The organism is Devosia sp. MDV22-iso42, from assembly GCF_058629155.1.
On the sequence record NZ_JBZVWR010000009.1, the window covers coordinates 268118 to 290055 of the forward strand.

The 21938-nt window shown below is 65.1% G+C and carries 23 protein-coding genes; 11 read left to right on the top strand and 12 right to left on the bottom strand.

Going from position 1 to position 21938, the window contains the following annotated elements; translation table 11 throughout:
* Window positions 1–171: 171 nt before the first annotated feature.
* Entirely contained in the window at window positions 172–2922 is a 2751-nt protein-coding gene (locus AC4NN3_RS11300; protein ID WP_491927193.1) for an FtsK/SpoIIIE family DNA translocase, read from the top strand.
* Window positions 2923–3051: 129 nt separating this feature from the next.
* Window positions 3052–3678, top strand: a complete 627-nt coding sequence (locus AC4NN3_RS11305) for a LolA family protein (RefSeq protein ID WP_491927194.1) — start codon at window positions 3052–3054, stop codon at window positions 3676–3678.
* A gap of 13 nt (window positions 3679–3691) precedes the next feature.
* Here AC4NN3_RS11305 and AC4NN3_RS11310 read toward each other — a convergent pair whose 3' ends face one another.
* Window positions 3692–4507 carry an undecaprenyl-diphosphate phosphatase gene (locus tag AC4NN3_RS11310; RefSeq protein ID WP_491927195.1) on the bottom strand — a complete coding sequence of 272 codons (816 nt, stop codon included), beginning with the start codon at window positions 4505–4507 and terminating at the stop codon, window positions 3692–3694.
* A gap of 109 nt (window positions 4508–4616) precedes the next feature.
* Between AC4NN3_RS11310 and AC4NN3_RS11315 the strand changes: the two genes are divergently transcribed.
* From AC4NN3_RS11315 to AC4NN3_RS11330, 4 genes are all read left to right on the top strand, one after another.
* A complete protein-coding gene (locus tag AC4NN3_RS11315) occupies window positions 4617–5294 on the top strand; it encodes a glutathione S-transferase family protein (protein WP_491927196.1) in 678 nt (225 codons plus the stop codon).
* Window positions 5291–6415, top strand: a complete 1125-nt coding sequence (gene queG, locus AC4NN3_RS11320; protein WP_491927197.1) for a tRNA epoxyqueuosine(34) reductase QueG — start codon at window positions 5291–5293, stop codon at window positions 6413–6415. Before AC4NN3_RS11315 ends, queG begins: the two co-directional genes overlap by 4 nt.
* Before the next feature lie 125 nt (window positions 6416–6540).
* Window positions 6541–7281, top strand: coding sequence for an NAD-dependent epimerase/dehydratase family protein (locus AC4NN3_RS11325; RefSeq protein WP_491927198.1), 741 nt, complete (start codon window positions 6541–6543; stop codon window positions 7279–7281).
* Window positions 7278–7934 carry a GNAT family N-acetyltransferase gene (locus AC4NN3_RS11330; protein WP_491927199.1) on the top strand — a complete coding sequence of 219 codons (657 nt, stop codon included), beginning with the start codon at window positions 7278–7280 and terminating at the stop codon, window positions 7932–7934. The genes AC4NN3_RS11325 and AC4NN3_RS11330 overlap by 4 nt, the downstream gene beginning before the upstream one ends.
* On the opposite strand, the gene AC4NN3_RS11335 is transcribed toward AC4NN3_RS11330, so the two are convergent.
* Window positions 7931–8704 carry an alpha/beta hydrolase gene (locus AC4NN3_RS11335; protein ID WP_491927200.1) on the bottom strand — a complete coding sequence of 258 codons (774 nt, stop codon included), beginning with the start codon at window positions 8702–8704 and terminating at the stop codon, window positions 7931–7933. The genes AC4NN3_RS11330 and AC4NN3_RS11335 overlap by 4 nt on opposite strands.
* Before the next feature lie 182 nt (window positions 8705–8886).
* On the opposite strand from AC4NN3_RS11335, the gene infC reads away from it, so the two are divergent.
* On the top strand, window positions 8887–9423 hold the full coding sequence (gene infC / locus AC4NN3_RS11340) for a translation initiation factor IF-3 (RefSeq protein ID WP_193338018.1): 537 nt from the start codon (window positions 8887–8889) through the stop codon (window positions 9421–9423).
* Between the two features lie 154 nt (window positions 9424–9577).
* Window positions 9578–10564 carry a nucleotidyltransferase family protein gene (locus tag AC4NN3_RS11345; RefSeq protein ID WP_491927201.1) on the top strand — a complete coding sequence of 329 codons (987 nt, stop codon included), beginning with the start codon at window positions 9578–9580 and terminating at the stop codon, window positions 10562–10564.
* Window positions 10565–10587: 23 nt separating this feature from the next.
* On the opposite strand, the gene AC4NN3_RS11350 is transcribed toward AC4NN3_RS11345, so the two are convergent.
* The 5 genes from AC4NN3_RS11350 to irrA all read right to left on the bottom strand — a co-directional run bounded on the left by AC4NN3_RS11350 (window position 10588) and on the right by irrA (window position 14077).
* A complete protein-coding gene (locus tag AC4NN3_RS11350) occupies window positions 10588–11484 on the bottom strand; it encodes a ribokinase (RefSeq protein ID WP_491927202.1) in 897 nt (298 codons plus the stop codon).
* Window positions 11481–12023, bottom strand: a complete 543-nt coding sequence (locus AC4NN3_RS11355; RefSeq protein WP_491927203.1) for a DUF1697 domain-containing protein — start codon at window positions 12021–12023, stop codon at window positions 11481–11483. Before AC4NN3_RS11355 ends, AC4NN3_RS11350 begins: the two co-directional genes overlap by 4 nt.
* Window positions 12020–12616: a YdeI/OmpD-associated family protein gene (locus tag AC4NN3_RS11360; RefSeq protein WP_491927204.1), complete on the bottom strand. Its 597-nt coding sequence runs from the start codon at window positions 12614–12616 to the stop codon at window positions 12020–12022. Before AC4NN3_RS11360 ends, AC4NN3_RS11355 begins: the two co-directional genes overlap by 4 nt.
* Before the next feature lie 2 nt (window positions 12617–12618).
* Entirely contained in the window at window positions 12619–13488 is an 870-nt protein-coding gene (locus AC4NN3_RS11365; protein WP_491927205.1) for an arylamine N-acetyltransferase family protein, read from the bottom strand.
* A 142-nt stretch (window positions 13489–13630) separates the two neighbouring features.
* Window positions 13631–14077, bottom strand: a complete 447-nt coding sequence (gene irrA, locus AC4NN3_RS11370) for an iron response transcriptional regulator IrrA (RefSeq protein WP_491927206.1) — start codon at window positions 14075–14077, stop codon at window positions 13631–13633.
* A 174-nt stretch (window positions 14078–14251) separates the two neighbouring features.
* Between irrA and fabA the strand changes: the two genes are divergently transcribed.
* Together fabA and fabB are read left to right on the top strand one after the other, a co-directional pair.
* Entirely contained in the window at window positions 14252–14782 is a 531-nt protein-coding gene (gene fabA, locus AC4NN3_RS11375; RefSeq protein ID WP_193337585.1) for a 3-hydroxyacyl-[acyl-carrier-protein] dehydratase FabA, read from the top strand.
* A 78-nt stretch (window positions 14783–14860) separates the two neighbouring features.
* Entirely contained in the window at window positions 14861–16087 is a 1227-nt protein-coding gene (gene fabB, locus AC4NN3_RS11380) for a beta-ketoacyl-ACP synthase I (protein ID WP_491927207.1), read from the top strand.
* A gap of 431 nt (window positions 16088–16518) precedes the next feature.
* Here fabB and AC4NN3_RS11385 read toward each other — a convergent pair whose 3' ends face one another.
* From AC4NN3_RS11385 to ubiE, 5 genes are all read right to left on the bottom strand, one after another.
* A complete protein-coding gene (locus AC4NN3_RS11385; protein WP_491927208.1) occupies window positions 16519–17241 on the bottom strand; it encodes a HesA/MoeB/ThiF family protein in 723 nt (240 codons plus the stop codon).
* Window positions 17231–17959, bottom strand: a complete 729-nt coding sequence (locus tag AC4NN3_RS11390) for a DUF2259 domain-containing protein (RefSeq protein ID WP_491927209.1) — start codon at window positions 17957–17959, stop codon at window positions 17231–17233. The genes AC4NN3_RS11385 and AC4NN3_RS11390 overlap by 11 nt, the downstream gene beginning before the upstream one ends.
* Window positions 17940–18401, bottom strand: a complete 462-nt coding sequence (dut, locus tag AC4NN3_RS11395; RefSeq protein ID WP_491927210.1) for a dUTP diphosphatase — start codon at window positions 18399–18401, stop codon at window positions 17940–17942. The genes AC4NN3_RS11390 and dut overlap by 20 nt, the downstream gene beginning before the upstream one ends.
* A gap of 67 nt (window positions 18402–18468) precedes the next feature.
* The gene (ubiB, locus tag AC4NN3_RS11400; RefSeq protein WP_491927211.1) at window positions 18469–20025 is read right to left on the bottom strand and encodes a 2-polyprenylphenol 6-hydroxylase; all 1557 of its coding nucleotides are present in this window, start codon (window positions 20023–20025) and stop codon (window positions 18469–18471) included.
* A gap of 3 nt (window positions 20026–20028) precedes the next feature.
* Window positions 20029–20811 carry a bifunctional demethylmenaquinone methyltransferase/2-methoxy-6-polyprenyl-1,4-benzoquinol methylase UbiE gene (gene ubiE / locus AC4NN3_RS11405; RefSeq protein ID WP_491927313.1) on the bottom strand — a complete coding sequence of 261 codons (783 nt, stop codon included), beginning with the start codon at window positions 20809–20811 and terminating at the stop codon, window positions 20029–20031.
* 99 nt (window positions 20812–20910) lie between these two features.
* On the opposite strand from ubiE, the gene mutM reads away from it, so the two are divergent.
* On the top strand, window positions 20911–21798 hold the full coding sequence (gene mutM, locus AC4NN3_RS11410; protein WP_491927212.1) for a bifunctional DNA-formamidopyrimidine glycosylase/DNA-(apurinic or apyrimidinic site) lyase: 888 nt from the start codon (window positions 20911–20913) through the stop codon (window positions 21796–21798).
* The last annotated feature ends 140 nt before the right edge of the window (window positions 21799–21938 follow it).

The following is a 21938-nucleotide window of genomic DNA, read 5'->3' on the forward strand; positions in this document are numbered from 1 at the left end:
GCTCAATAGCCTAAAACGTGATCAAGGCTCGCCCTCCAGGCGGGCCTTTTTGGCCTTTTGCCAGGCTTGCCGTGGCCACGGCGGCCCGATGGTTAGCCTTAGGTTAACCCGGCCCTACTAGCATGAGCGCTGATTGGGCCCGGATCGGACCGGGCCATTCCGGACACGCCCATGCCCAGCTCTCCTTCGCCCGTTCTCGACGAAATCCGCTCGGTGCCGCAGCGCGGCACGCGCGCCTCGACCAAGCCTCTGCCCACGCCGCCCCCGGCATTGGCCATCCGCATTCCCGTGCGCCTGGCCGGCCTGCTGCTGCTGGCGCTGGTGGCGGCCTGTCTGGCGTCCCTGGCGTCCTGGTCGGTCGATGATCCCAGCTTCACCTATGCCACCACCAAGCCGGTCGCCAACTGGCTGGGCTTTCCCGGCGCCGTGATTGCCGACACGCTGTTTCAGGTCTTTGGTCTGGCCGCGCTGATCCTGCTGGTGCCGCCGGCCCTTTGGGGCTGGACCCTGTCGCGTCGCCGCATGCCCAGCCATATGGGCCTGCGTCTGCTCGGCTGGACCGGTGCCTCGCTGCTGGCCGCCGGCGTGCTCTCCTTTGTCACCATGCCGGCCTCCTGGCCGCTGCCCACCGGCCTGGGTGGGCTGGTCGGCACCGGTTTCACCACGCTGGCAACCCTGGTTACCGGCGCCCAGCCGCAGGCCGTCACCAGCGTGCTGTTTGCCATCATCATCGCCGTCCCGGCCTTGGCCCTGTTCTGGATCGCCATGGGCCTGGGCAGCTCCGTGCCCACCGGTCCGCGCAAGTCGGCTGCCGGCGCCGCCCGCAGGGGCGGACCTGCCGCTGCCTCGGCCGACGAACCCGAGACCAATCCGGTTGTCGACATTGCGCTGGGCGCGGTGGTGCATCTGGGCTATTCGCTGCGAACCGCCTTCCGCCGCGCCCGCCAGAGCCATGCCGAACGCCGCGCCGCCGATGCCAGCAGCTGGCGCGAGGACGAGGTCGAGCCCAGCCTCGATGGCCATGCCCCGCCAATGGAGCGCCAGGAGCCCGTCGTGGCCCCCAGCCAGCGCCGCATCCATGCTCCGCGCGACGCCGCCATCGAACCCGGTTTCGCCAACGAGCCCGGCTTTGCTGCCGAGGCGGCTTTCGTGGCCGAGCCCTCGGCCCGTATCAACGCCCGCCCCAGCTATGACGATACCGAGATCGACTATCCCGACGAGCTCGAGGACGACATGGCTTTCGTCCCCGAGCTGGCAACCCCGCCCGCCAGCCATCGCCAGCAGGGCGATTCGCGCTTTCATCCCGTCGATCCGGCCAAGCCCCGCGTCACGGCACCGGCGCCGCGCCCGCAGCCCGGCAACCGGATGCTGCGCGAGGCCCAGACCTCCTTCTTCAGTGAACCGGGCGGCTTCGAGCTGCCACCCCTGAGCCTGCTCTCCGAACCCAAGCATAATGGGCCCTCGCCCGAGCATGCCCCCGAGCGGCTGGAGGCCATGGCGCGCCAGCTCGAGGCTGTGCTCGCCGATTTCGGCGTCAAGGGCGACATCATCAATGTCCGGCCCGGCCCGGTCGTGACCCTGTTCGAACTCGAGCCGGCCCCGGGCATCAAATCCTCACGCGTCATCTCGCTGGCCGACGATATTGCCCGCTCCATGAGCGCCATTTCCGCCCGCGTTGCCGTGGTACCGGGCCGCAATGCCATCGGCATCGAACTGCCCAACCAGAACCGCGAAACCGTCTATTTCCGCGAAATGCTGGCCTCTTCCGACTTCGAGAAGATGAAGGGCAAGCTGCCCATCTGCCTGGGCAAGACCATCGGTGGCGAGCCGGTGATCGCCGATCTGGCGCGCATGCCGCATCTGCTCATCGCCGGCACCACCGGCTCGGGCAAGTCGGTGGGCATCAATACCTTTATCCTGAGCCTGCTCTACCAGATGACCCCGGCCCAGTGCCGCATGATCATGATCGATCCCAAAATGCTCGAGCTGAGCATTTATGACGGCATTCCCCATCTGCTGACCCCGGTCGTCACCGACCCGCAAAAGGCTGTCGTGGCGCTCAAATGGGCCGTGCGCGAGATGGAAGACCGCTATCGCAAGATGAGCAAGATCGGCGTGCGCAATATCGACGGCTTCAACCAGCGCGTCAGTGAAGCGGCTACCGAAGGCAAGATCATCAGCCGCACCGTGCAGACCGGCTTTGACCGCGAAACCGGTGAGGCGATCTTCGAGACCGAGGAATTCCAGCTCGAAGTGCTGCCCTATATCGTGGTCGTGGTGGACGAAATGGCCGATCTGATGATGGTGGCCGGCAAGGATATCGAAGGCGCCATCCAGCGCCTGGCCCAGATGGCCCGTGCCGCCGGCATCCACATCATCACCGCGACCCAGCGTCCGTCCGTGGACGTCATCACCGGCACCATCAAGGCCAACTTCCCCACGCGCATCTCCTTCATGGTCACCTCCAAGATCGATTCGCGCACCATTCTGGGCGAGCAGGGCGCCGAGCAGCTGCTGGGCAATGGCGACATGCTCTATATGGCCTCTGGCGGCCGCACCAAGCGCCTGCACGGTCCGTTTGTGGCCGACAGCGAAGTCGAGGCGGTTGTGGCCCATCTCAAGAGCCAGGGCTCGCCTGACTATCTGGACTCGATCACCGAGGAAGCGGAGGAGGGCGCCGAATATGGCGGCGATAGCGGCGGCGGCGGGGGTGACGACTATGCCGGCTCGGGCGACGAGCTCTACGACAAGGCCGTCCATATCGTGCTGACCGACAAGAAGGCCTCCACCTCCTATGTGCAGCGGCGCCTCGCCATCGGCTACAACAAGGCGGCCACCCTGATCGAGCGCATGGAACGCGAAGGCGTCATCAGCGCCGCCAACCATGCCGGCAAGCGCGAAATCCTGGTGGGCAACGACTAGTGGAGGCGGGCCGCATCGGCGCGGGATTGCTCAAGCGTCTGTGACGGCTGGTCGCCCCATGGAACCCGCTGTCGCCGCAATTGCTTTCTAGGGTAACCTCAATACCGTCAACTTACCCGGGACCTTTCCATGATTCGCCGTGATGCCCTGCTGCTCGGCCTTGCTGCCGCCTTTGCCGTAAGCACCTCCGCCTGGGCGCTGGACCGGGCGCTGACGCCCGAAGAGCAGCAGATGATCACCAATATCGGCGCGCACAATTCGGCCATCCGCACCATGGTGGGCCGTTTCCTGCAGATCGATACCAATGGCGGCCGCACCGAGGGCACCTTCTTCCTTGAGCGCCCCAACAAGATTGCCTTCCGCTACGCCCCGCCCAGCCGCGACGAAATCGTTTCGGTCGGCAATGGCTTTTACGTGCTCAACCGGCGCGACGAGACCTATTACGCCTATCCCCAGGACACCATTCCGCTGCGCCAGTTCCTCGGCGATACCATCAACCTGATGGACGCCAATGTGGTCGATGTCTCGACCTCGGACGGCTATATGTCGATTACCGTGATCGACGAGACCATTGCCGGCACCGTCCAGGTCTCGCTGGTCTTCGGCACCGATACGCTCGATCTGGTACAGTGGAGCCTGGTCGAGCCCAGCGGCGCCGAGCTGACCTTCTCGCTCTACGATGTGGAAAAGGACCGCGAAATCCCGCGCAGCTATTTCTCCATCCCGGCCAATTACCAGCCGCTCAAGCAGGGTTAAGTCAGGCGAGCCGTCAGGCCTGACCCATCATGAACAGGGCGATAATGCCCGCGCCGCCCACGGCAATACGCCACCAGGCAAAGGGCGCAAAGCCATAGCTGGAGACAAAGTTCAGCAGGTAGCGCACGACGATCGCACCGACCACGAAGGCGGCGGCAAAGCCGACGGCCACCTGCAGCGCGATGCTGGTATCGATCAGGTCGCGGCTCTTGTAGAGGTCGTAGCCAAAGGCGCCGGTCATGATCGGCAGGGCGACAAAGAAGGTGAACTCGGCCGCGCTGCGCTTGCTCGCCCCGAACAGCATGGCGCCGACCACGGTCGAGCCCGAGCGCGACACCCCTGGAATGAGGCTGAGCATCTGGAACAGGCCGATGATCAGGGCCAGATGCCACGGATAGTGGTAGATGTCGTCATAGGTTTCCCGCTTGGGCATGCGGTCGACGTACAGCAGCACGATGCCACCAAGCAGCAGCGACACGCAGATGGTCATCGGCGATTCCCACAGCGCGCCCTGGATGAAGTCGCGCAGCAGCACGCCCACGATAATCGCCGGTATGCAGGCCAGGATCACCGACAGCGCGAAGCGCCAGGCATAGGCCTTGCCGGTCAGCGCATCGCGGATCAGCAGCCCCAGCCGGGCGAAATAGATGGTAACAATGGCCAGAATGGCGCCAAGCTGAATCAGCACGATGAAGGTCTTGGGCTGGCTCAGCCCGAAGAAATGGTCGGCCAGCAGCAGGTGACCGGTCGAGCTGACCGGCAGGAATTCGGTAAGCCCTTCGAGAATGCCCAGTACCAGCGGCACAAAAAGACCTTGATCGCCGTTCATTTGATCCCCTAATCCTGTCCGATGCCATGGGCGGCGCGCAAGCTTTAGCCTGCTTCGCCAAGAGCGCCAAGCAGCCCTGCCTGGCGCGCCAAAAAAGAGATGAGCCCCAATGCCCAGCCTGCTGCATCATCCCCTCGACCCGGCCTCCCGGCTTATCCGCCTGATGTGCGCCGAATATGGCGTGCCGCTCGACATGGAAGAGATCAAGCCCTGGCTGCGCACGGCAGAACTGCTCGAGATCAATCCGGCCGCCACCCTGCCCATCCTGATCGACGACAATGACCAGCCCATTGTCGGCCTGCTGGCCAATATCCACCTGATCGAGGATCTCTATACCCCCAATGTCGTTGCCGGCCTGATCCCGCCCGATCCCATCACAAGGGCCGAGATGTGGCGGCTGATCGAATGGGTGACCTCCAAGCTCAATGACGAGGTCACCCGCTATGTGCTTGAGGAAAAGATCGTCAAGCGCGACCACAAGGGCGCCACGCCCGACCCGGCCGTGCTGCGCGTCGCCAAGGTCAATCTCAACGAGCACATGCTCTATTTCAACTGGCTCTTCGCCAACCGCTCCTGGCTGACCGGCGACGACCTGACCCTGGCCGACTTCGCTTTGGCGGCCCATCTCTCCACCCTCGATTATCTGGGCGATATCGACTGGGGCAAGGCGGGAGAAACCCGTGACTGGTATTCCCGCATCAAATCGCGCCCGGCCTTCCGCACCCTGCTCAACGACCGCGTCCTCGCCATGCCGCCGCACAAGGGCTATGCGGATCTCGATTTTTGACGACAACCGAAGCCCTCGTCGTTGAACTCAAGGCCCGGGCCACGGCGCTCGGCTTTGACAGTTTCGGCATTGCCCCGGCCGATGCGCGGCCCGATCTGCCCGACAAGCTCAACGCTGCCCTGGCCGCCGGCTGGCATGGCGATATGGACTGGATGGCCGATACCGCCGAACGGCGCGGCAGCCCGACCCAGCTCTGGCCGGAAGCCAGATCGGTGATCCTGCTGGGCATCAATTACGGCCCGCAATCCGATCCCCTGACCCTGCTGGATGAACCCACACTGGGCGCCATTTCCGTCTATGCCCGCAATCGCGACTATCACGAGGTCATCAAGGGCAAGCTCAAGGAACTGGCCGGCTTGTTGGCGCGGCGCTCCGGCGCGGCGGTCAAGGTCTTTGTCGACACCGCCCCGCTGATGGAAAAGCCACTGGCCGAGGCCGCGGGCCTGGGCTGGCAGGGCAAGCATACCGTGCTGGTCAGCCGCGATTTCGGCTCCTGGCTGTTTCTCGGCGCCATTCTAACCGATGCCGACCTGCCCGGGGACAAGCCGCATGCGCAAAGCTGCGGCTCCTGCACCAGATGCCTCGATATCTGCCCGACCCAGGCCTTTCCGGCGCCCTTCCAGCTCGATGCGCGACGGTGCCTGGCCTATCTCTCCGTCGAGCATAAGGGTCAGATTCCCCTGGAGTTCCGCGTGCCCATGGGCAACCGCATCTATGGCTGCGACGATTGCCTGGCCGTCTGCCCCTGGAACAAGTTTGCCTCCGAAAGCCGCGAGGCAAGGCTGCAGGCGCGCGCCGATCTCGAGCGCCCGGCGCTGGCCGATCTGGTCCAGCTCGATGATGTGCGCTTTCGCACCCTGTTTGCCGGTTCGCCGGTCAAGCGTATTGGCCTCAGCCGTTTTTTGCGCAATGTCTTGATTGGCATCGGCAATTCGGGCGATGCTGGCCTCGTGCCGCGGGTGGTGGCGCGCCTGGGCGACGACAATGCCCTGGTGCGCGGCGCCGCCATCTGGGCCTTGCGCCGGCTGGACCCCTTGCGGGCGAACCTGATCAGACCGACCTGGCTGCTGACCGAAACAGACCCCGACGTTGCCACCGAATGGACCGTGGATATCGCATGAACGCTTTCTTTTTCGGCCTCGGATTCTCCGCCACCGCGGCGTCGATGCGATGCCACCTTTCCGGCCAATATGCTAACATTGTGGGCACCGTTCGCACCGCAGAAAAGGCCGCGCGGTTAAGCGCCATGGGCCTGCGCACGCACCTGTTTGACGGCACGGCGCCCGGCGCGACCCTGGGCCCCGACCTGCGGGCCGCCAGCCATGTGGTGTTCTCCATTGCCCCCGGCGCCGATGGCGACCCGGCGCTCATCCATCATCGTGCCGATCTCGACGCCGCCGAGGGCCTTGAATGGCTCTGCTATTATTCCACCATCGGGGTCTATGGGGATTTCGGCGGCGCCTGGATCGATGAAACCGCGCCGCTGGTGCCGCGCAATGAGCGCAGCGACCGCCGCGTGGTCGCCGAACAGGCCTGGCGCGATTATGCCAAGGCGCGCGGGGTCAAGCTCACCATATTGCGGCTGGCCGGCATCTATGGCCCGGGCCGCTCGACCTTCGACAAGCTCGAGGACGGCTCCTCGCGCCGCGTGGTCAAACCGGGCCAGGTGTTCAACCGCATCCATGTCGACGACATCGCCCGGGTGACCGAGCTGGCGGCGACAGCGCGGCTGGATGGCACCTTCAACCTGGGCGATGACGAGCCGGCCCCACCGCAGGACGTCATCGTCCATGCCGCCGCGCTGCTGGGCATGACGCCACCGCCCGAACTCGATTTCGCCACGGCGCCGATGACGCCGATGCAGGCCAGCTTTTACGCCGACAACAAGCGCTGCTCCAATGCCGCCATCAAGAGCGCGCTGGGCATCGAGCTGCTTTACCCGACCTATCGCGAGGGCCTGGCGCAGGTCCTGGAGACCCGCTCATGACGCCACCCAGCCCCGCCAAATCTGCCCCCGAACGCATCGTTCTTGAGGGCCGCTTCGTGCGGCTCGAGCCCTTGGAGAAGCGTCACGCCGCCGACCTCTTCGCGGTGGGGACCATGCCGGGCGGGCCCGAGCGCTATCGCTGGCTGTTCAGCAACGCGCCGGAATCGCTGGAAGGGCTGCAGACCTGGATCGACACGGTCAATGCCGGCCCCGATCGCTACGTCGCCATTATCGACCAGCAGACCGGCAAGGCCGTGGGCCAGCAGGCGTGGATGCGCATCTTTCCCGAACATGCTTCCATCGAGATCGGCGGCGTCTATTGGGGCCTGCCCATGGCGCGCACGCCGCTGGCCACCGAGGCGCTGTATCTGTTTGCCCGCCACGCCTTCGACGATCTCGGCTATCGGCGCTTCGAATGGAAGTGCAACGACCGCAATGATCCCTCCAAAGCCGCCGCCAAACGCTTCGGCTTCCACTATGAGGGCCTGTTCCGGCAGGACCGCATTACCAAGGGCGAAAGCCGCGACACCGCCTGGTTCTCCATCATCGACAGCGAATGGCCCGCTCTGCGGGCCGAATATGAGCGCTGGCTGAGCCCGGGCAATTTCGACGCCGACGGGGTGCAGAAGAGCAAGCTGGTGACGCGCGGCTAGGGCGCCGCAACCAGCCGCAGCACCGCGTCCTTCATCCGCGCCAGGTCTTCGTCCCGGCTCAACCGGTGGTCGCCATCGGGGATCAGGGTCAGCGTGACGGGATCGTGCAGGATATGGGTGACGAGGCGAATGGCATGGGCCGCCGGCACGTCGGGGTCCTGCCCGCCCTGGAGGATAGTGACCGGGCAACCTGTTTCGATGACGCTGCCGAACAGCAGGTGCAGCGCCCCATCCTCGAGCAAAGCCTGGTTGATACGATAGGGCTGGTCCGAATACTGGCTCGGCTGTTCGACAAAACCCTGCGCCTGCAGTGCCTGGTGTTCCTCCAGCGTGAAACTGGGCGACATCAGCTCATGCGTCATGTCCGGCGCCGGGGCGATCAGGACGAGGCCCCTTGCCGGCGTGCCGCGGGCGAGCAGGGCGCGCGCGAGCAGCAGGGCGATCCAGCCGCCCATCGACGAGCCGACGATGACCTGCGGACCCTCGGTGGTTGCATAGACCGCCTCGGCCTCTTCCAGCCAGCGGCTGATCGTGCCCGCGTTGAAGTCCCCGCCGGATAGGCCATGCCCGGAATAGTCGAACCGCGTCACCGCCAGGCCCTGCTCGGCCCCCAGCCCGTCCAGCGCCATCGCCTTGCTGCCGGCCATGTCGGAGCGGAAGCCGCCCAGCCAGAACAGGCCCGGACTGCCGCCGTCGCGCCGTGCCACGGCGATGGTACGCGCGGCGGGGCCGGAACCGACGGAGATTGTGGTGCTTTGGGTGGCGGTCATGGGATCGCTTTCTTGGGGAGGCAAAAGGGTATATGCTGGTTTCAGGCGGGCACTGCCTGACCGGGCCGGCAACGCGACAAGAGCTCCAGAAATTGGACCTTTTGCCAGTTGACTTATGGGCCCGGTAACACGATTTTAGCCCGAATTCACCGCTTGGCTTAACAACACAAGGATCATTTGCCATTCGCCGTCCAATGAGACCAGTCACGCCCCAGAAAGATGGGCCGCCGTCCAATGAAGATATCACCAGCGCCGATGTCCAGCTGATCGACGCTGAAGGTGAGAACCGCGGGATCGTCAACACCCGCGAGGCGCTCGCAGAAGCCCAGGAACAGGGCCTCGACCTTGTCTTGATCTCTCCCAACGCTGTCCCGCCGGTCGCCAAGATGCTTGACCTGGGACGCTTCAAATATGCCGCGCAGAAAAAAGCTGCCGAGGCCCGCAAGAAGCAGAAGGTGATTGAGGTCAAGGAAGTCCAGATGCGGCCCAATATCGACACGCATGACTACGAGACCAAGATGAAGGCCGTGCAGCGCTTTCTCGATGATGGCGACCGGGTCAAGGTGACCATGCGCTTCCGTGGCCGCGAAATGGCCCACCAGGACCTGGGCATGCAATTGCTGCTCAAGGTACGCGCCCAGACCGAGGAAATCGCCAAGGTCGAAAGCCAGCCGCGCTCCGAAGGCCGCCAGATGGTCATGGTCCTGGCGCCTAAATAGGGGTTGCCGGACTGTTAGAGATTGAAAAGGCAGGTCCGATGGGCCTGCTTTTTTGTTTGCCTTCGGCATACCTAGCAATTTGAATTTTTGCTTGGTAGATTATGCCAAGCAAAACCCGAAAGTGATAGGCATGATAGCTCTCAGCAGCATCGCCATGAGCGCCTATACCGATCTGGTTCGATTACTGCGGGACGATGCCATATCCGGCGTCGAGGGCAAACCGACCCTCAAGCAGCGCGGTAGCAAAGCCTATTGGTACGCTGCGCGCCGCATCGGTTCGGACATGCAGTTCTTGTATATCGGTGAAGATAGCGATGAGACCCGTGAGCGCATAGACCGGATTGAGGCACTGCGGACGACAGCCAAGGAGCAGCAGGCCGAACGGTCGCGGCTGGTCCGTTTGCTGCGGGCCGAGGGTTTGACACCGACCGATCGCGCCACCGGCTCCATGCTGTCTGCCATGGCGGATGCGGGAACCTTTCGGCTGGGCGGGACCCTGGTCGGCACGAACGCATTTCGCCTCTATGAGGGTGAACTTGGACTCCGTCTGCCTTTGGGCGGCATGGCAAATACCGGCGACATCGACATCGCCCAATTCGAAAAGCTCAGCCTGGCGCTGGAGGATCAGATCAGTCCGGGTCTGGCCGAGACCTTCTCGGCGCTGAAGTTCGCCCCCCTTCCAGGGCTCGACCCGGGCCGCACCTGGCGCTGGACGCAGGGCGGCAGTGGCCAGCTGGTGGAGTTCCTTACCCCCGCCTTCGGGGAAGAGACCGTCCGCGATCTGCCGGCGCTGGGCGTCAACGCGCAGTCGCTGAACTACCTCAATTTCCTGATCGCCGAACCCATCCACGCTGCGGCCATCTATCGATCTGGCGTCCTGGTGCAGGTGCCGCGCCCCGAACGATACGCGATACACAAGCTCATCGTTGCTGATCGGCGGCGCGACGGCGCAGGCAGTCTGAAAGCGTCAAAGGACCGAGAACAGGCGGCGTTTCTGATCGAGGCGCTGGCCCAGGACCGGCCCGACGATTTGCGCCGGGCCTATGTCAGCGCCATGGAGGTCGGTCCACGCTGGCGCGAACGCCTGGACAACTCGCTCAAGCGGATGCCTGACACTAGGACCATACTGCACGGCATCTAGGTGCCAGTGCGCCAGCCGTTCCCCTACCCCCTGAGCGCCGCATCCACTTCCGCGGCCAGCGGGATCGCCGGCTGCGCGCCCGGCTTGAGGCAGGCCAGACTCCCCGCCGCGGCGGCGCGGCGCAGGGCCGTTTCGAGGTCCAGCCCGGCATCGAGGCCGGCGCCGAGGTAGCCCACAAAGGTATCGCCCGCGCCCACCGTATCGACCGGCTTGATTGGCAGCGCCGGGATGGTCAGCGTCCGGCCGTGGGCAATGGCCTTCACCCCGGCGCCGCCCAGGGTGACGATGAGGATCTGGTCGTGCTGTGCCGCCCAGTCGGCCATGGCATCGTCCAGTTCGCTTTCCGGCCGCCCGCTCAGCAGGGCGAATTCGGTTTCATTGGCCACCACAATGCTGGCCAGCGGGGCGAGATCGGCCGTATCAGCGAGGAACGGGGCCGTGTTGAGCAGGCTGGTGACGCCCTGCGCCTGGGCCAGTTCCAGCGCGCGCCGGGTCGCGGCCTGCGGAATTTCCTGCTGCACCAGCAGCAGGTCATGGCTACCCAGTCCGGCCAGGGCTGTCTCGGCATCGGCTGGGGTGATGGTGCCATTGGCGCCCGGCAGCACGGCGATGACGTTCTCGCCGGCCGCATCGACAAAGATCATGGCAATGCCGGTGGCGCCGTCAGTATGGCGCAGGCTCCCCAGGTCCACCCCGGCGTCGGCCAGGAGGGCCAAAGCCGGTTCGGCAAAGCTGTCGCGCCCGACTGCCGAGACATGGCGCACCTGGGCCCCGGCGCGCCGCGCCGCCAGCGCCTGGTTGGCGCCCTTGCCGCCCGCGGCCATGGAGAAGACCCCACCGGCTACCGTTTCGCCCGGCAAAGGCAGGCGCGGCACGGTGCCGATCTGGTCGAGATTGGTGGAGCCGAAAACAGTGATCATGCCAGCATCTTCTCTATCGTGTTCCAGTTGCGCATGGTGTCGAGCACGCCCTTGCCCAGCTGGGCATAGAGCGGCTTGAGTACGTCAGCGATGCCTTCGGTATAGCGGCCATTGGGCTGGCGGTAACCGGCAATATAGATCTCGCGCACATCCACGCGGACGATTTCGGTATGGCTGGGCCGGTCGGCCAGCGTGATGCCGGCGGGCAGGGCCCGGTCGAACAGCAGTACATGGCGGGTGAGATCGGCCGCGGGGTCGAGCCGGCCAAAGGGGTGCTGCGCCAGCATCATGGTCAGTTCCGCCTCCGAGCGCAGCACGACACCGACCGCAAAGCCGAACTGAGCGGCAATGGCGGCTTCGAGCCTGTCCCTGATGGCATCGGCAGTGCCCGCGGCCCGCAGGCGCACATTGCCGCTGGCCACCGCGGTTGTGACCTCGGCAAAGCCGGCCGCCTCGAGGCACGTCCGCAGTTCGGCCATCTTGACCTGGCGCTTGCCCAGATTGATGCCGCGCAGAAAGGCGAACCATAGCCCGCTCACTTGGCCTTGCCCTGCGGATAGATGGTCTCGCCACGCTCGAGCATGGCGACAAAGCCGGCGATCTTGCGCGCCCGCGCCGCCGGGGTCTTGAGCGCGATGGTGCGGAAGATCAGCGCGAAGCGGTTCTGCGCCGTCAGGGCACGGTAGAAGGCGAGCGCCGCCGGGCTCGACTCGATGGCCGCCATCAGGTCCTCCGGCGGCGCCATCGTGGTGCCATAGCTGGCGTCCCAGCGGCCGTCGGCCTTGGCCAGGTCAACATGCCGCAGGCCATGTTCGGTCATCCGGCCTTGCTCGATCAACCGGGCGACATTGTCCTTGTTGATCTGGCTCCACAGGCTCTTGCGGCCGCGCCTGGTATAGCGCTGCACGAAGGAGACCTCGTCCCAGCTCTTGCGGATGGCGTCGATCCAGCCCCAGCACAGCACCACCTCGATGGCCTGGGCAGCCGTGATGCTGGGCGTGCCGCTGGCCTTCTTGAAAATGCGGATCCAGATCTCGTCGTCCTGGTCGTGATGCTGGCCCAGCCAGCGGTAGAACGCGTCGCTGTCGACAAATTCGCGGACCCTGTCCGGATCGACCTGCACCGGCGCCATGGCTAGTCCGCCGTCGCCTCGGGCACCACGTCGGGCGCGGGCGGCGCGATGCCGGCGGCGAGCAGGATCTCGGCCAGCTTGGCGTCGAGCGCCGCGTCGGCGGGCAGGGCAATGCCGAAACTGGTCATCAGCACGTCGCGCATCTCGGCGACGCTGGTCAGTTCCCGCCGCTCGACCTGGCCATCCTCGCCATAGCTGGTGAACTGGTTGTCCTTGAGCGCCAGGCGCTTGCCGGAAGGGGCCAGGGCGACCCGCAGCTGGTTGCGGAACGGGGAAGTGGGATCGGTCGACAGGAAGCTGTTGGACGCCGCGTAGTCGGCCGCGGTCTTTTCGTTGAGGTCGAAGGCGTAGAGCGGCGCCCAGTCCTCGCCCAGCCAGGCCTCGAGCTGCCAGACCGGGTCGCCGCCGGTGAGCCGGAAGCGCCCATGCGGTGTGCTCTGCTCGGCATCGGCCTTGAGCCGCAGCGGGCCGGTCAGCGTCAGCCCGCCAAAGCCGACATCGGCAATATAGGTGGTGCTGCTGATATCAACCGCCAGCAGCATGTGATGGGCCGGCCCGTCGACATTGCCCGGATTGTTCCACAGCACGCGCGCCGCCAGGCCGCGCACGGTGAAGTCGAGTTCCTCCAGCATCGCCTTGAGCAGCAGGTTGTGTTCGTAGCAATAGCCGCCACGCCGCTCGGTCAGCAGCTTGGCCTGCAGGCTCCCCAGATCCAGTTTGACCGGCAGCCCCAGCAGCGGATTGAGGTTTTCGAAGGCGATTGCGGCCGGATGCAGCGCATGAAGCTGTTCCAAAGTGGCCAAGGTCGGGGCGATTGAACCGGCAAAGCCGATTCGCTCGAAATAGCCGTTCAGGTTGACCTTTTGGCTCATTAACCACCCGTTTTGCTGTTGCAGGACGCGCAATATGGGTGATCACGCCTCCCGTGTCACGCTGGCCCCAGCGCAATTTCGTGGGCGCGGGGGACTGGACAGCGGCCGATTTTCTCCCAAGGGCGGCCGGCGGAGAACTCGATCAGCTCTTCGCCCTGCGCACCCTGATCACCACATCGACATGGCTGACTTCCATGCCCTTGGGGGCCTCGGGCAGCTTGGTGAACGCCACCGAGCTGGCCGGAATGTCGATCATGCGCTGCTCGTCTTCGACGTAGAAGTGATGGTGATCGGACGTGTCGGTGTCGAAATAGGAGCGCGCCGCATCCACGGCCACTTCGCGCAGCAGGCCCGCTTCGTGGAACTGGTGCAGCGTATTGTAGATGGTGGCCAGCGACACATTGACCCGCGCCGCATCGGCTTCGCCATGCAATTGCTCGGCGCTGACATGGCGGTGCGGCCCGCCAAACAGCAGTTCGGCCAGCGCCACGCGCTGCCGGGTCGGACGGAGACCGGCCATGCGCAGCACGGCGGTAAGACACGGTTTGCGCGAAGGCAGCGACCGGGCGGTCTGGGTACGATCAGTCATAGGGTCCTTGAGCGCTCTGAAGGGCCGGAAGATACTGGAGTTCTTATAACCGTCGCGCCCGCGCCACACAAGTCGCCGTGCCGTCGCAGGGTAGGGCTGGCGCCGCGTGCGTTGACTTGACCCTCCCCACGCGCCCCTATACGAGACGAACACACGGTTAACGGGGTTGGACGCATGGCCGATCGGCAGAGCGCATTTGGGTACCAGGAGCTGTTGGCACATGGCCGCGGCGAATTGCCGGGCCAGGGCGACGCGCGCCTGCCGGCCCCTCCCATGCTGATGTTTGACCGCATCACCTCCATTTCCGAGGATGGCGGCGCCTATGGCAAGGGCCAGGTGCGCGCCGAGCTCGACGTCAATCCCGACCTCTGGTTCTTCAAGTGCCATTTCATCGGCGATCCCGTCATGCCCGGCTGCCTGGGTCTCGACGCCATCTGGCAGATGACCGGCTTCTTCCTCAGCTGGATTGGCCAGCCCGGCCGCGGCCGCGCCCTGGCGGGTGAAATCAAGTTCACCGGCCAGGTGACCGATGACGTCAAGCTGGTAGAATATGGCATCGACCTCAAGCGCGTCATGAAGGGTCGTCTGACCCTGGGCATCGCCGACGGCTGGGTCAAGGCCGATGGCAAGGTGATCTACGAAGCCAAGGATTTGCGCGTCGGCCTGTTCACCGACGTCCAGATGCAGGCGCAGCAGAGCGCCTGACCCGCCTTAAAAGCGACGCTTCAATCAACGAGAACCGCCCGCATCAAGGGCGTCAGACCGAAACTAAACGAGGCCAAGATGAGACGAGTTGTCGTCACCGGCATGGGTATCATTTCCTCGATCGGCAATTCGCTCGACGAGGTCACGGCGAGCCTGCGCAGCGCGACGCCGGGCATCGTCTTTGCCGAGGATTATGCCGAATTGGGTTTTCGCAGCCAGGTCAAGGGCGACCCGCGGCTCGACCCGTTCGAACTGCTCGACCGCCGCGTCACCCGCTTCATGGGCAAGGGCGCGGCCTGGAACTACCTGGCCATGCAGCAGGCCATCGCCGATGCCGGCCTTGACGAGAGCGACATCTCCAACCCCATGACCGGCATTGTCATGGGTTCGGGCGGCGCCTCCACCCGCACCATTGTCGAGGCCGCCGACACCACCCGCAAGAATTCCAGCCCCAAGCGCATCGGGCCGCTGGCCGTGCCCAAGGCCATGGGCTCGACCGCCTCGGCTACCCTGGCCACTGCCTTTGGCATCAAGGGAGTCAACTATACCATCACCGCCGCCTGCGCGACCTCCAAGCATTGCATCGGCAATGGCATGGAGCAGATCATGTTGGGCAAGCAGGATATCGTCTTTGCCGGCGGCCATGAGGATCTCGACTGGACGCTGTCCAACCTGTTCGATGCCATGGGTGCGATGAGCTCGAACTATAACGCCACACCCGCCAGGGCCTCGCGCTGCTACGACGCCGATCGCGACGGTTTCGTGATTTCTGGCGGCGCCGGCGTGCTGGTGCTCGAGGAATATGAGCATGCCAAGGCGCGTGGCGCGCGCATCTGGGCGGAACTGGTCGGCTATGGCGCCACCTCCGACGGGCTCGACATGGTCGCCCCGTCCGGCGAAGGCGCGGCGCGCTGCATGCAGATGGCGCTCAAGCATGTCGGCCCCAAGGTCGATTACATCAATCCGCACGCTACCTCGACCCCGGTCGGTGATCTCAAGGAGATCGAGGCCATAAGGGCGGTGTTCGGCAGCGCCGACAAGTGCCCGCCCATCTCGGCCACCAAATCGCTGACTGGCCACAGCCAGGGCGCCACCGGCGTGCACGAATCGATCTATTCGATCCTGATGATGAAGCACCGCTTCATCGCCGCCAGCGCCAATATCGACAATCTCGATCCGGCCTTTGCCGACATGCCGATCATCCAGCAGCGCCGCGACAACGTCGACCTGGGCGTGGTGCTGTCCAATTCCTTCGGCTTCGGCGGCACCAATGCGGCTCTGGTCTTCAAGCATCCCGACGCCTGATCCCTGCTGCTGACCGCCCGCCGGGCTCGCTGATTCGGCCGGCGCCGGACCTGCCGCATTTCAACCATTGATTCCTGCTGCGAGGCGACAGGGGTTGGCTTTGCCGCGGTGGCCCGGGTGACCGAGGATCGCTGGGTGACCTGCCAGGTGCTCGACAATGTCGACTTCGGGCTCAAGCCGGGCGACGAACTCGGGGTCGAGACGACGCTGTGTCAGGAGGTCCGCTCGGACCTTCGGGAATTGGTCATCGATCACACTCAGCCAGGATCGGCCCCATGCGGACCACCACACCCCCCGCATCTATGGGCTGCAAAGCTATATATCGGTGCCGATCATCCTGCCGGACGGCAGCTTCTTCGGCACGCTCTGCGCCATGGACCGCGCCTCGGCCAGGCTGGACAATCCAGCCACTGTCGGCATGTCCCGCCTGGCTAGAAGGCGAATTCGGCAAAGCGGGCGCCCTGGCTGTCATAGGTCAGCACCCGGCCGATCAGCGGTTCACCAATGCCGGTCACCAGCTTGATGGCCTCCATCGCCATCAGCGTGCCGATGACGCCGGTGAGCGGACCGACAATGCCGGTGGCCTCGCAACTGGGCAGGTCGGCATCGCTGGCGCTGTCCGGATAAAGAGCGCTGAAGGGCGGCCCGCCTGGGGCAAAGACCGTTACCTGCCCGTCAAACATCGATACCGCGCCCGAGACCAACGGCAGGCCCAGCCCGGCCGCTGCCGCAGCCACGGCCCGGCGGGTCACCAGATTGTCGCTGCCATCGATCACCAGGTCATAATCGCCCATGAGCCGCCCCGCATTGTCCGCGGTCACCGCCGCGTCATGCAGTGCCAGCCGCACCTCGGGGTTCAGCGCCTGCGCAAAACTGCCGGCGCTGGCCGCCTTGCTCTGGCCGATGCCCGCGGTGGTGTGGATCACCTGCCGCGCCAGGTTGGACAGGGACACGCTGTCCGGATCGGCAATGCCCAGCAGGCCCACGCCGGCCCCGGCCAGATAGGCAATGACCGGACTGCCCAGCCCGCCCGCGCCCACCACCAGCACCCGTGCCGCCTTGAGCGCCTGCTGGCCGCTGCCGCCGAAGCCCTTGAGCACGAGCTGGCGGGCATAGCGTCGCGTTTCGGCGGGGGAGAACGGGTCAGAAGCCAAGCGGCACCACGATGAAGCGCCGGTCGGGCCCTTCAAAACCGAAGGTATAGACCGAGACAATGGCCACGGCATCGCGCAGCGGCTCGGCGGCAAAGGGCAGCACCACCCCATAGAGCCGGTAATCGACCGGGCAGCCGCGCGAGCGCGGCAGGCTGTCGTCGCGATGCACCACCCGCTTGCCGGCATCATCGACAATACTCAGCTGGTAGCCGCGCGGCACCGAACCGAACCATTCCTGGCACGGCGTGGCCGAGCTGGTGTCGAAGCGCGCCAGTTCCAGGCTATGGCTGCCCTCGACCGCACCCACCCCATAGGCCGGCACGCCGAAGCTGAGAACCTGACCGTCATTGTCGGGCAGGCCATCCCCGATCAAGGCGACGAATTCACCGGGCACGGCAATGCCCAGCATGGTGATATAGTTGGCGGCCTTGAGCTTGGCCTCGGCGCGTATTTCGGCCAGCGTCGCCAGTTCGTCTTCCGCCAGCACGCGGATCGGCGTGCCCACCACCCAGCTGTCATCGACCACATCGACGACATAGATACTGGCATAGGCAAAGCCCGAGCCGTCCTGCACGCCGAATTCCTCGAAGGCAAAATAGCTGCCGTCTTCGGAAAAGCCGATCAGGTCGATCTGTGCCCGGTCGCCCGCCAGCGCCGGCGTGGCCGGCATGAGCAGCAGGGCCAGCAGCCCGAAAAGCCTAGCGACCCGTCGAACCATGCCCACCCTCGCCGCGTTCGGTGCCATCCAGTGCCTCCACTTCGATTAAACTCACAGCGCTGACCGGCGCCACCACCATCTGCGCGATACGATCGCCCCGCCGCACCGTGAAGGGCACCATGCCGTGATTGATCAGCAGCACCTTGATCTCGCCCCGGTAGTCGGCATCCACCGTCCCGGGCGCATTGAGCACGGTCACGCCATATTTCGCCGCCAGCCCCGACCGCGGCCGGATCTGCGCCTCGAACCCTTCGGGCAGAGCCAGAGCCAGTCCCGTCGGAATCATCGCATAGGCGCCCGGCGCGATCTCCACATCGCCCTCGGCCGGCAGCGCCGCCGCCAGGTCGAGCCCGGCTGCCCCGGCCGTCTGCTGCGCCGGCAGCGCCAGTCCACGGCCGTGCTCAAGCCAGCGCAGTTGGATCAGGACGCGGCTGGCAGACATCGGGGGACTCGCAAATTCTGTCGATTTTAGTATTCTAGGTCGTGCCGGCTGGCCGGACAAGCCGCGCTCAGCCCGCCAGTGTCAGCACGCGCCACAGCACGGCCAGCAGGGTTGCCCCGGCAATGGCCATCAGCCCTATTACGCTCCAACGCATCAGCGGATCATAGCGCCGGTGTTTGACAGCATGATAATCGGCCAGCGCCAGTTCGGCCTGCGCCAGGATGACCGGCACGCGGCCGGCCGCCTCGGCCATGGTCTTGAAATGTTCGCCCAGGGTTTCGATCTGGCCCACCGGACCCGCCTGCCGACGCAGCCAGTCGCCCACCACTGGCTCGGCCACCGTCCAGATGTCCAGGTCGGGATCGAGCGCCCGCGCCACCCCCTCCACCAGCACCATGGACTTCTGCAGCAGCACCAGTTCGGGCCGCGTCTGCATGTCGAACAGGTCGGTAATGGCAAACAGCTGGCCCAGCACCCTTGCCATCGAGATATCGGCCGCGGTGCGGCCGTGGAGAGGCTCGCCGATGGAGCGGATCGCCAGAGCAAAATCATCCACCGACTGGTCCTTGCGGACATAGCCGATATCGAAATGCCGCTCGGCTACCAGCCGGTAATCCCGGGTGATGAAACCGAAGAGGATATCGGCGAGGAAGCGGCGTTCCTGCCGGTTGATCCGGCCCATGATACCGAAATCGACCGCGATTACGTCGCCGCTGCGCGCATCGGCGAAGAGGTTTCCCGGATGCATGTCGGCATGAAAGAAGCCGTCGCGAATGGCATGCTTGAGAAAGCTCTGCAGCAGATTGGTGGCCAGCGCCTTGCGGTCGACCCCGGCCCTGTCGAGCGCGGCATGGTCGCGGATCGGAATGCCATCCACCCAGCTGGTGGTGAGCACGTTCTGTGCCACATGGTCCCAGGAGACGCTCGGAATGACAAAGCCGGTATCGTCCTTGATGTTCTCGGCCATCTCCGAAATAGCCGCGGCCTCCAGCCGCAGGTCGAGTTCGAGCCGGGCCGAGCGATCCAGCGTCTCGACCACCTCGATCGGCCGCAGCCGCTTGGTCGAGACGATGAAACGGTCGGCCAGCCGGGCGGCCGCGTAAAAGCTCTCGATATCGGCCATGAAGCGGGCCTGCACGCCCGGGCGCAGGACCTTGACGGCAACCATCTGGGCCGGCCCCTTGGCCGACACCAGCCGGGCGCGGTGCACCTGGGCGATCGAGGCCGCGGCAATGGGGGCGCTGAGTTCGGTCAGCTCGGCCGCCTTGCCTTCCAGCGCTGCCAGCAGGATGGCCGGCACCAGCGCCGCGTCGAACGGATCCATGCGATCCTGCAGGCCCGCCAGGTCATTGGCGATGGTGATGCCCACCACGTCGGGGCGGGTGGCCAGGGTCTGGCCGAACTTGACATAGGTCGGGCCCAGCCGGTTGAGCGCCCGGTTGAGGCGGTCGACATGGCCGGTCTGGCGCACGCTGGGCCGCTCGATCAGCCGGCCCAGCCAGATGCCGGCGCGCAGCGGCGCCAGAGCGGGCGGCAGGCCCTTGGTCGAAATCATCGACAGCGCGCCTTCGCGGGCCAGCACAAAGCCGGCATGCAGCAGGCGAAAATAGGCGGAAAACAGCATGCGCTAGAGCTTCCATCCCGAAAACAGCGTCGCGATATTGCCCGAAAAGGCCGTCGCCTTGACGCGCTTGAAGCCCGCTTCGGTCAGCATGGACTGGAACAAAGCCGGATTGGGGAATTTGCGGATCGATTCCACCAGATACTGGTAAGGCTGCGCATCGCCGGTCACCAGCCTGCCCATGGGCGGAATGAGATTGTCTGAGAAGGCCTTGTAGACGAGGTCCAGCCCCGGCACGTCGACCTGGCTGAATTCGAGGACCAGGATGCGGCCGCCGCGCTTGAGCACGCGATGCGCCTCGCTGAGCGCCTTTTGGATTCGCGGCACATTGCGAATGCCGAAGGCGATCGTATAGGCGTCAAAGCTGTTGTCCGCGAAAGGCAGCTCCTCGGCATTGGCTTCGACAAAGCTGGCCTGTTCCGGATAGCGCCAGGCCTTGGCGCGCTCCGCGCCCACCCGCAGCATGTCCGAATTGATGTCGCTGACCACGACCTCGGCATAGCCCACCGAGGCATTGATGATGCGCTCGGCGATGTCGCCGGTGCCGCCCGCCATGTCGAGCACGCGATAGGGCCGGGAACCGGCCTTGGGCGGCGCCAGATCGGCTACCATGGCATTTTTCCAGAGCCGGTGCACGCCCGCGCTCATCAGGTCGTTCATCAGGTCATAGCGGTCGGCCACGCCATGGAACACCTGGTTGACCATGCCCTGCTTGTCGTCCAGCGCCACGGTCTGTTCACCGAAATGAGTGGTTTCTCGCGCGTCGGTCATGGTGATCGCCTCGTGCATTTCGTACTGGTCGATACGACCTGTATTGACCCAGCGATACATATTCAAAGCAAACCGACTTTGCCATGGCGCAAAGCCGCACAGGTGAAGAGACATAAAATGCCTGAACTGCCCGAGGTCGAAACCGTACGCCGGGGGCTGCAGCCCTGGCTCGAAGGCGCCCGCATCGACCATGTGACGCTCAACCGCCCCGACCTGCGCTTTCCTTTCCCTGCCGGGCTGGCCACAGCCCTGGCCGGCAGCACCATCGTCTCGGTCGGCCGCCGCGCCAAATATCTGCTGCTGGCACTCTCAAGCGGCCAGACCCTGCTCAGCCATCTGGGCATGACCGGCTCCTGGCGCTTTGCCGAGCACGGCATCGACAAGCCGCCGCGCTATTACGAGCCGGGCACCGCGCCCAAGCACGATCATCTGGTGCTCGACATTTCCCACCCCGAACACGGCAAGAGCCACCTGATCTATGCCGATCCGCGCCGCTTCGGCTTTGTCGATCTCTATGACGACCTGGCGAGCAGTCCCTATCTCAAGGACCTCGGCCCCGAGCCGCTCGGCAATGATTTCAACGCTGCCGAGATGGCCGACAAATTCGCTGGCAAGAAGAGCCCGATCAAGGCGGCCTTGCTCGACCAGCGCGTGGTGGCCGGCCTGGGCAATATCTATGTCGCCGAGGCGCTGCACCGTGCCCATATCCTGCCCACCGTGCTGGCGGGAACCCTCGTGACGGCCAGGGGCAAGCCCAAAGCCGCGCTCGAAGACCTCGCCAGCGCCGTCCGCCAGGTGCTGATCGAGGCCATCGAGGTGGGCGGCTCGACCCTGCGCGATTTCCGCCATGCCGATGGGAGCTCAGGCTATTTCCAGCATCGCTTCGCCGTCTATGACCGGGAGGGCGAGCCCTGTCCCACCCCGCTCTGTAGCGGTACGGTGGAGCGCATCGTCCAGTCCGGGCGCTCGACCTTCTTTTGTCCGGTCTGCCAGAAGAAACCCTGATCGGGGCTGGGCTGAATCCAGTTGACGCTTGCCCCTGCTTCCCCTATAGACCGGCCAACTTGGCGGCTATCGAGATGCCGCCGATTTCATTTTCATCCCGGACGCATGCGACCTCGTGGCGCGATCGGCCGGTTGGACGC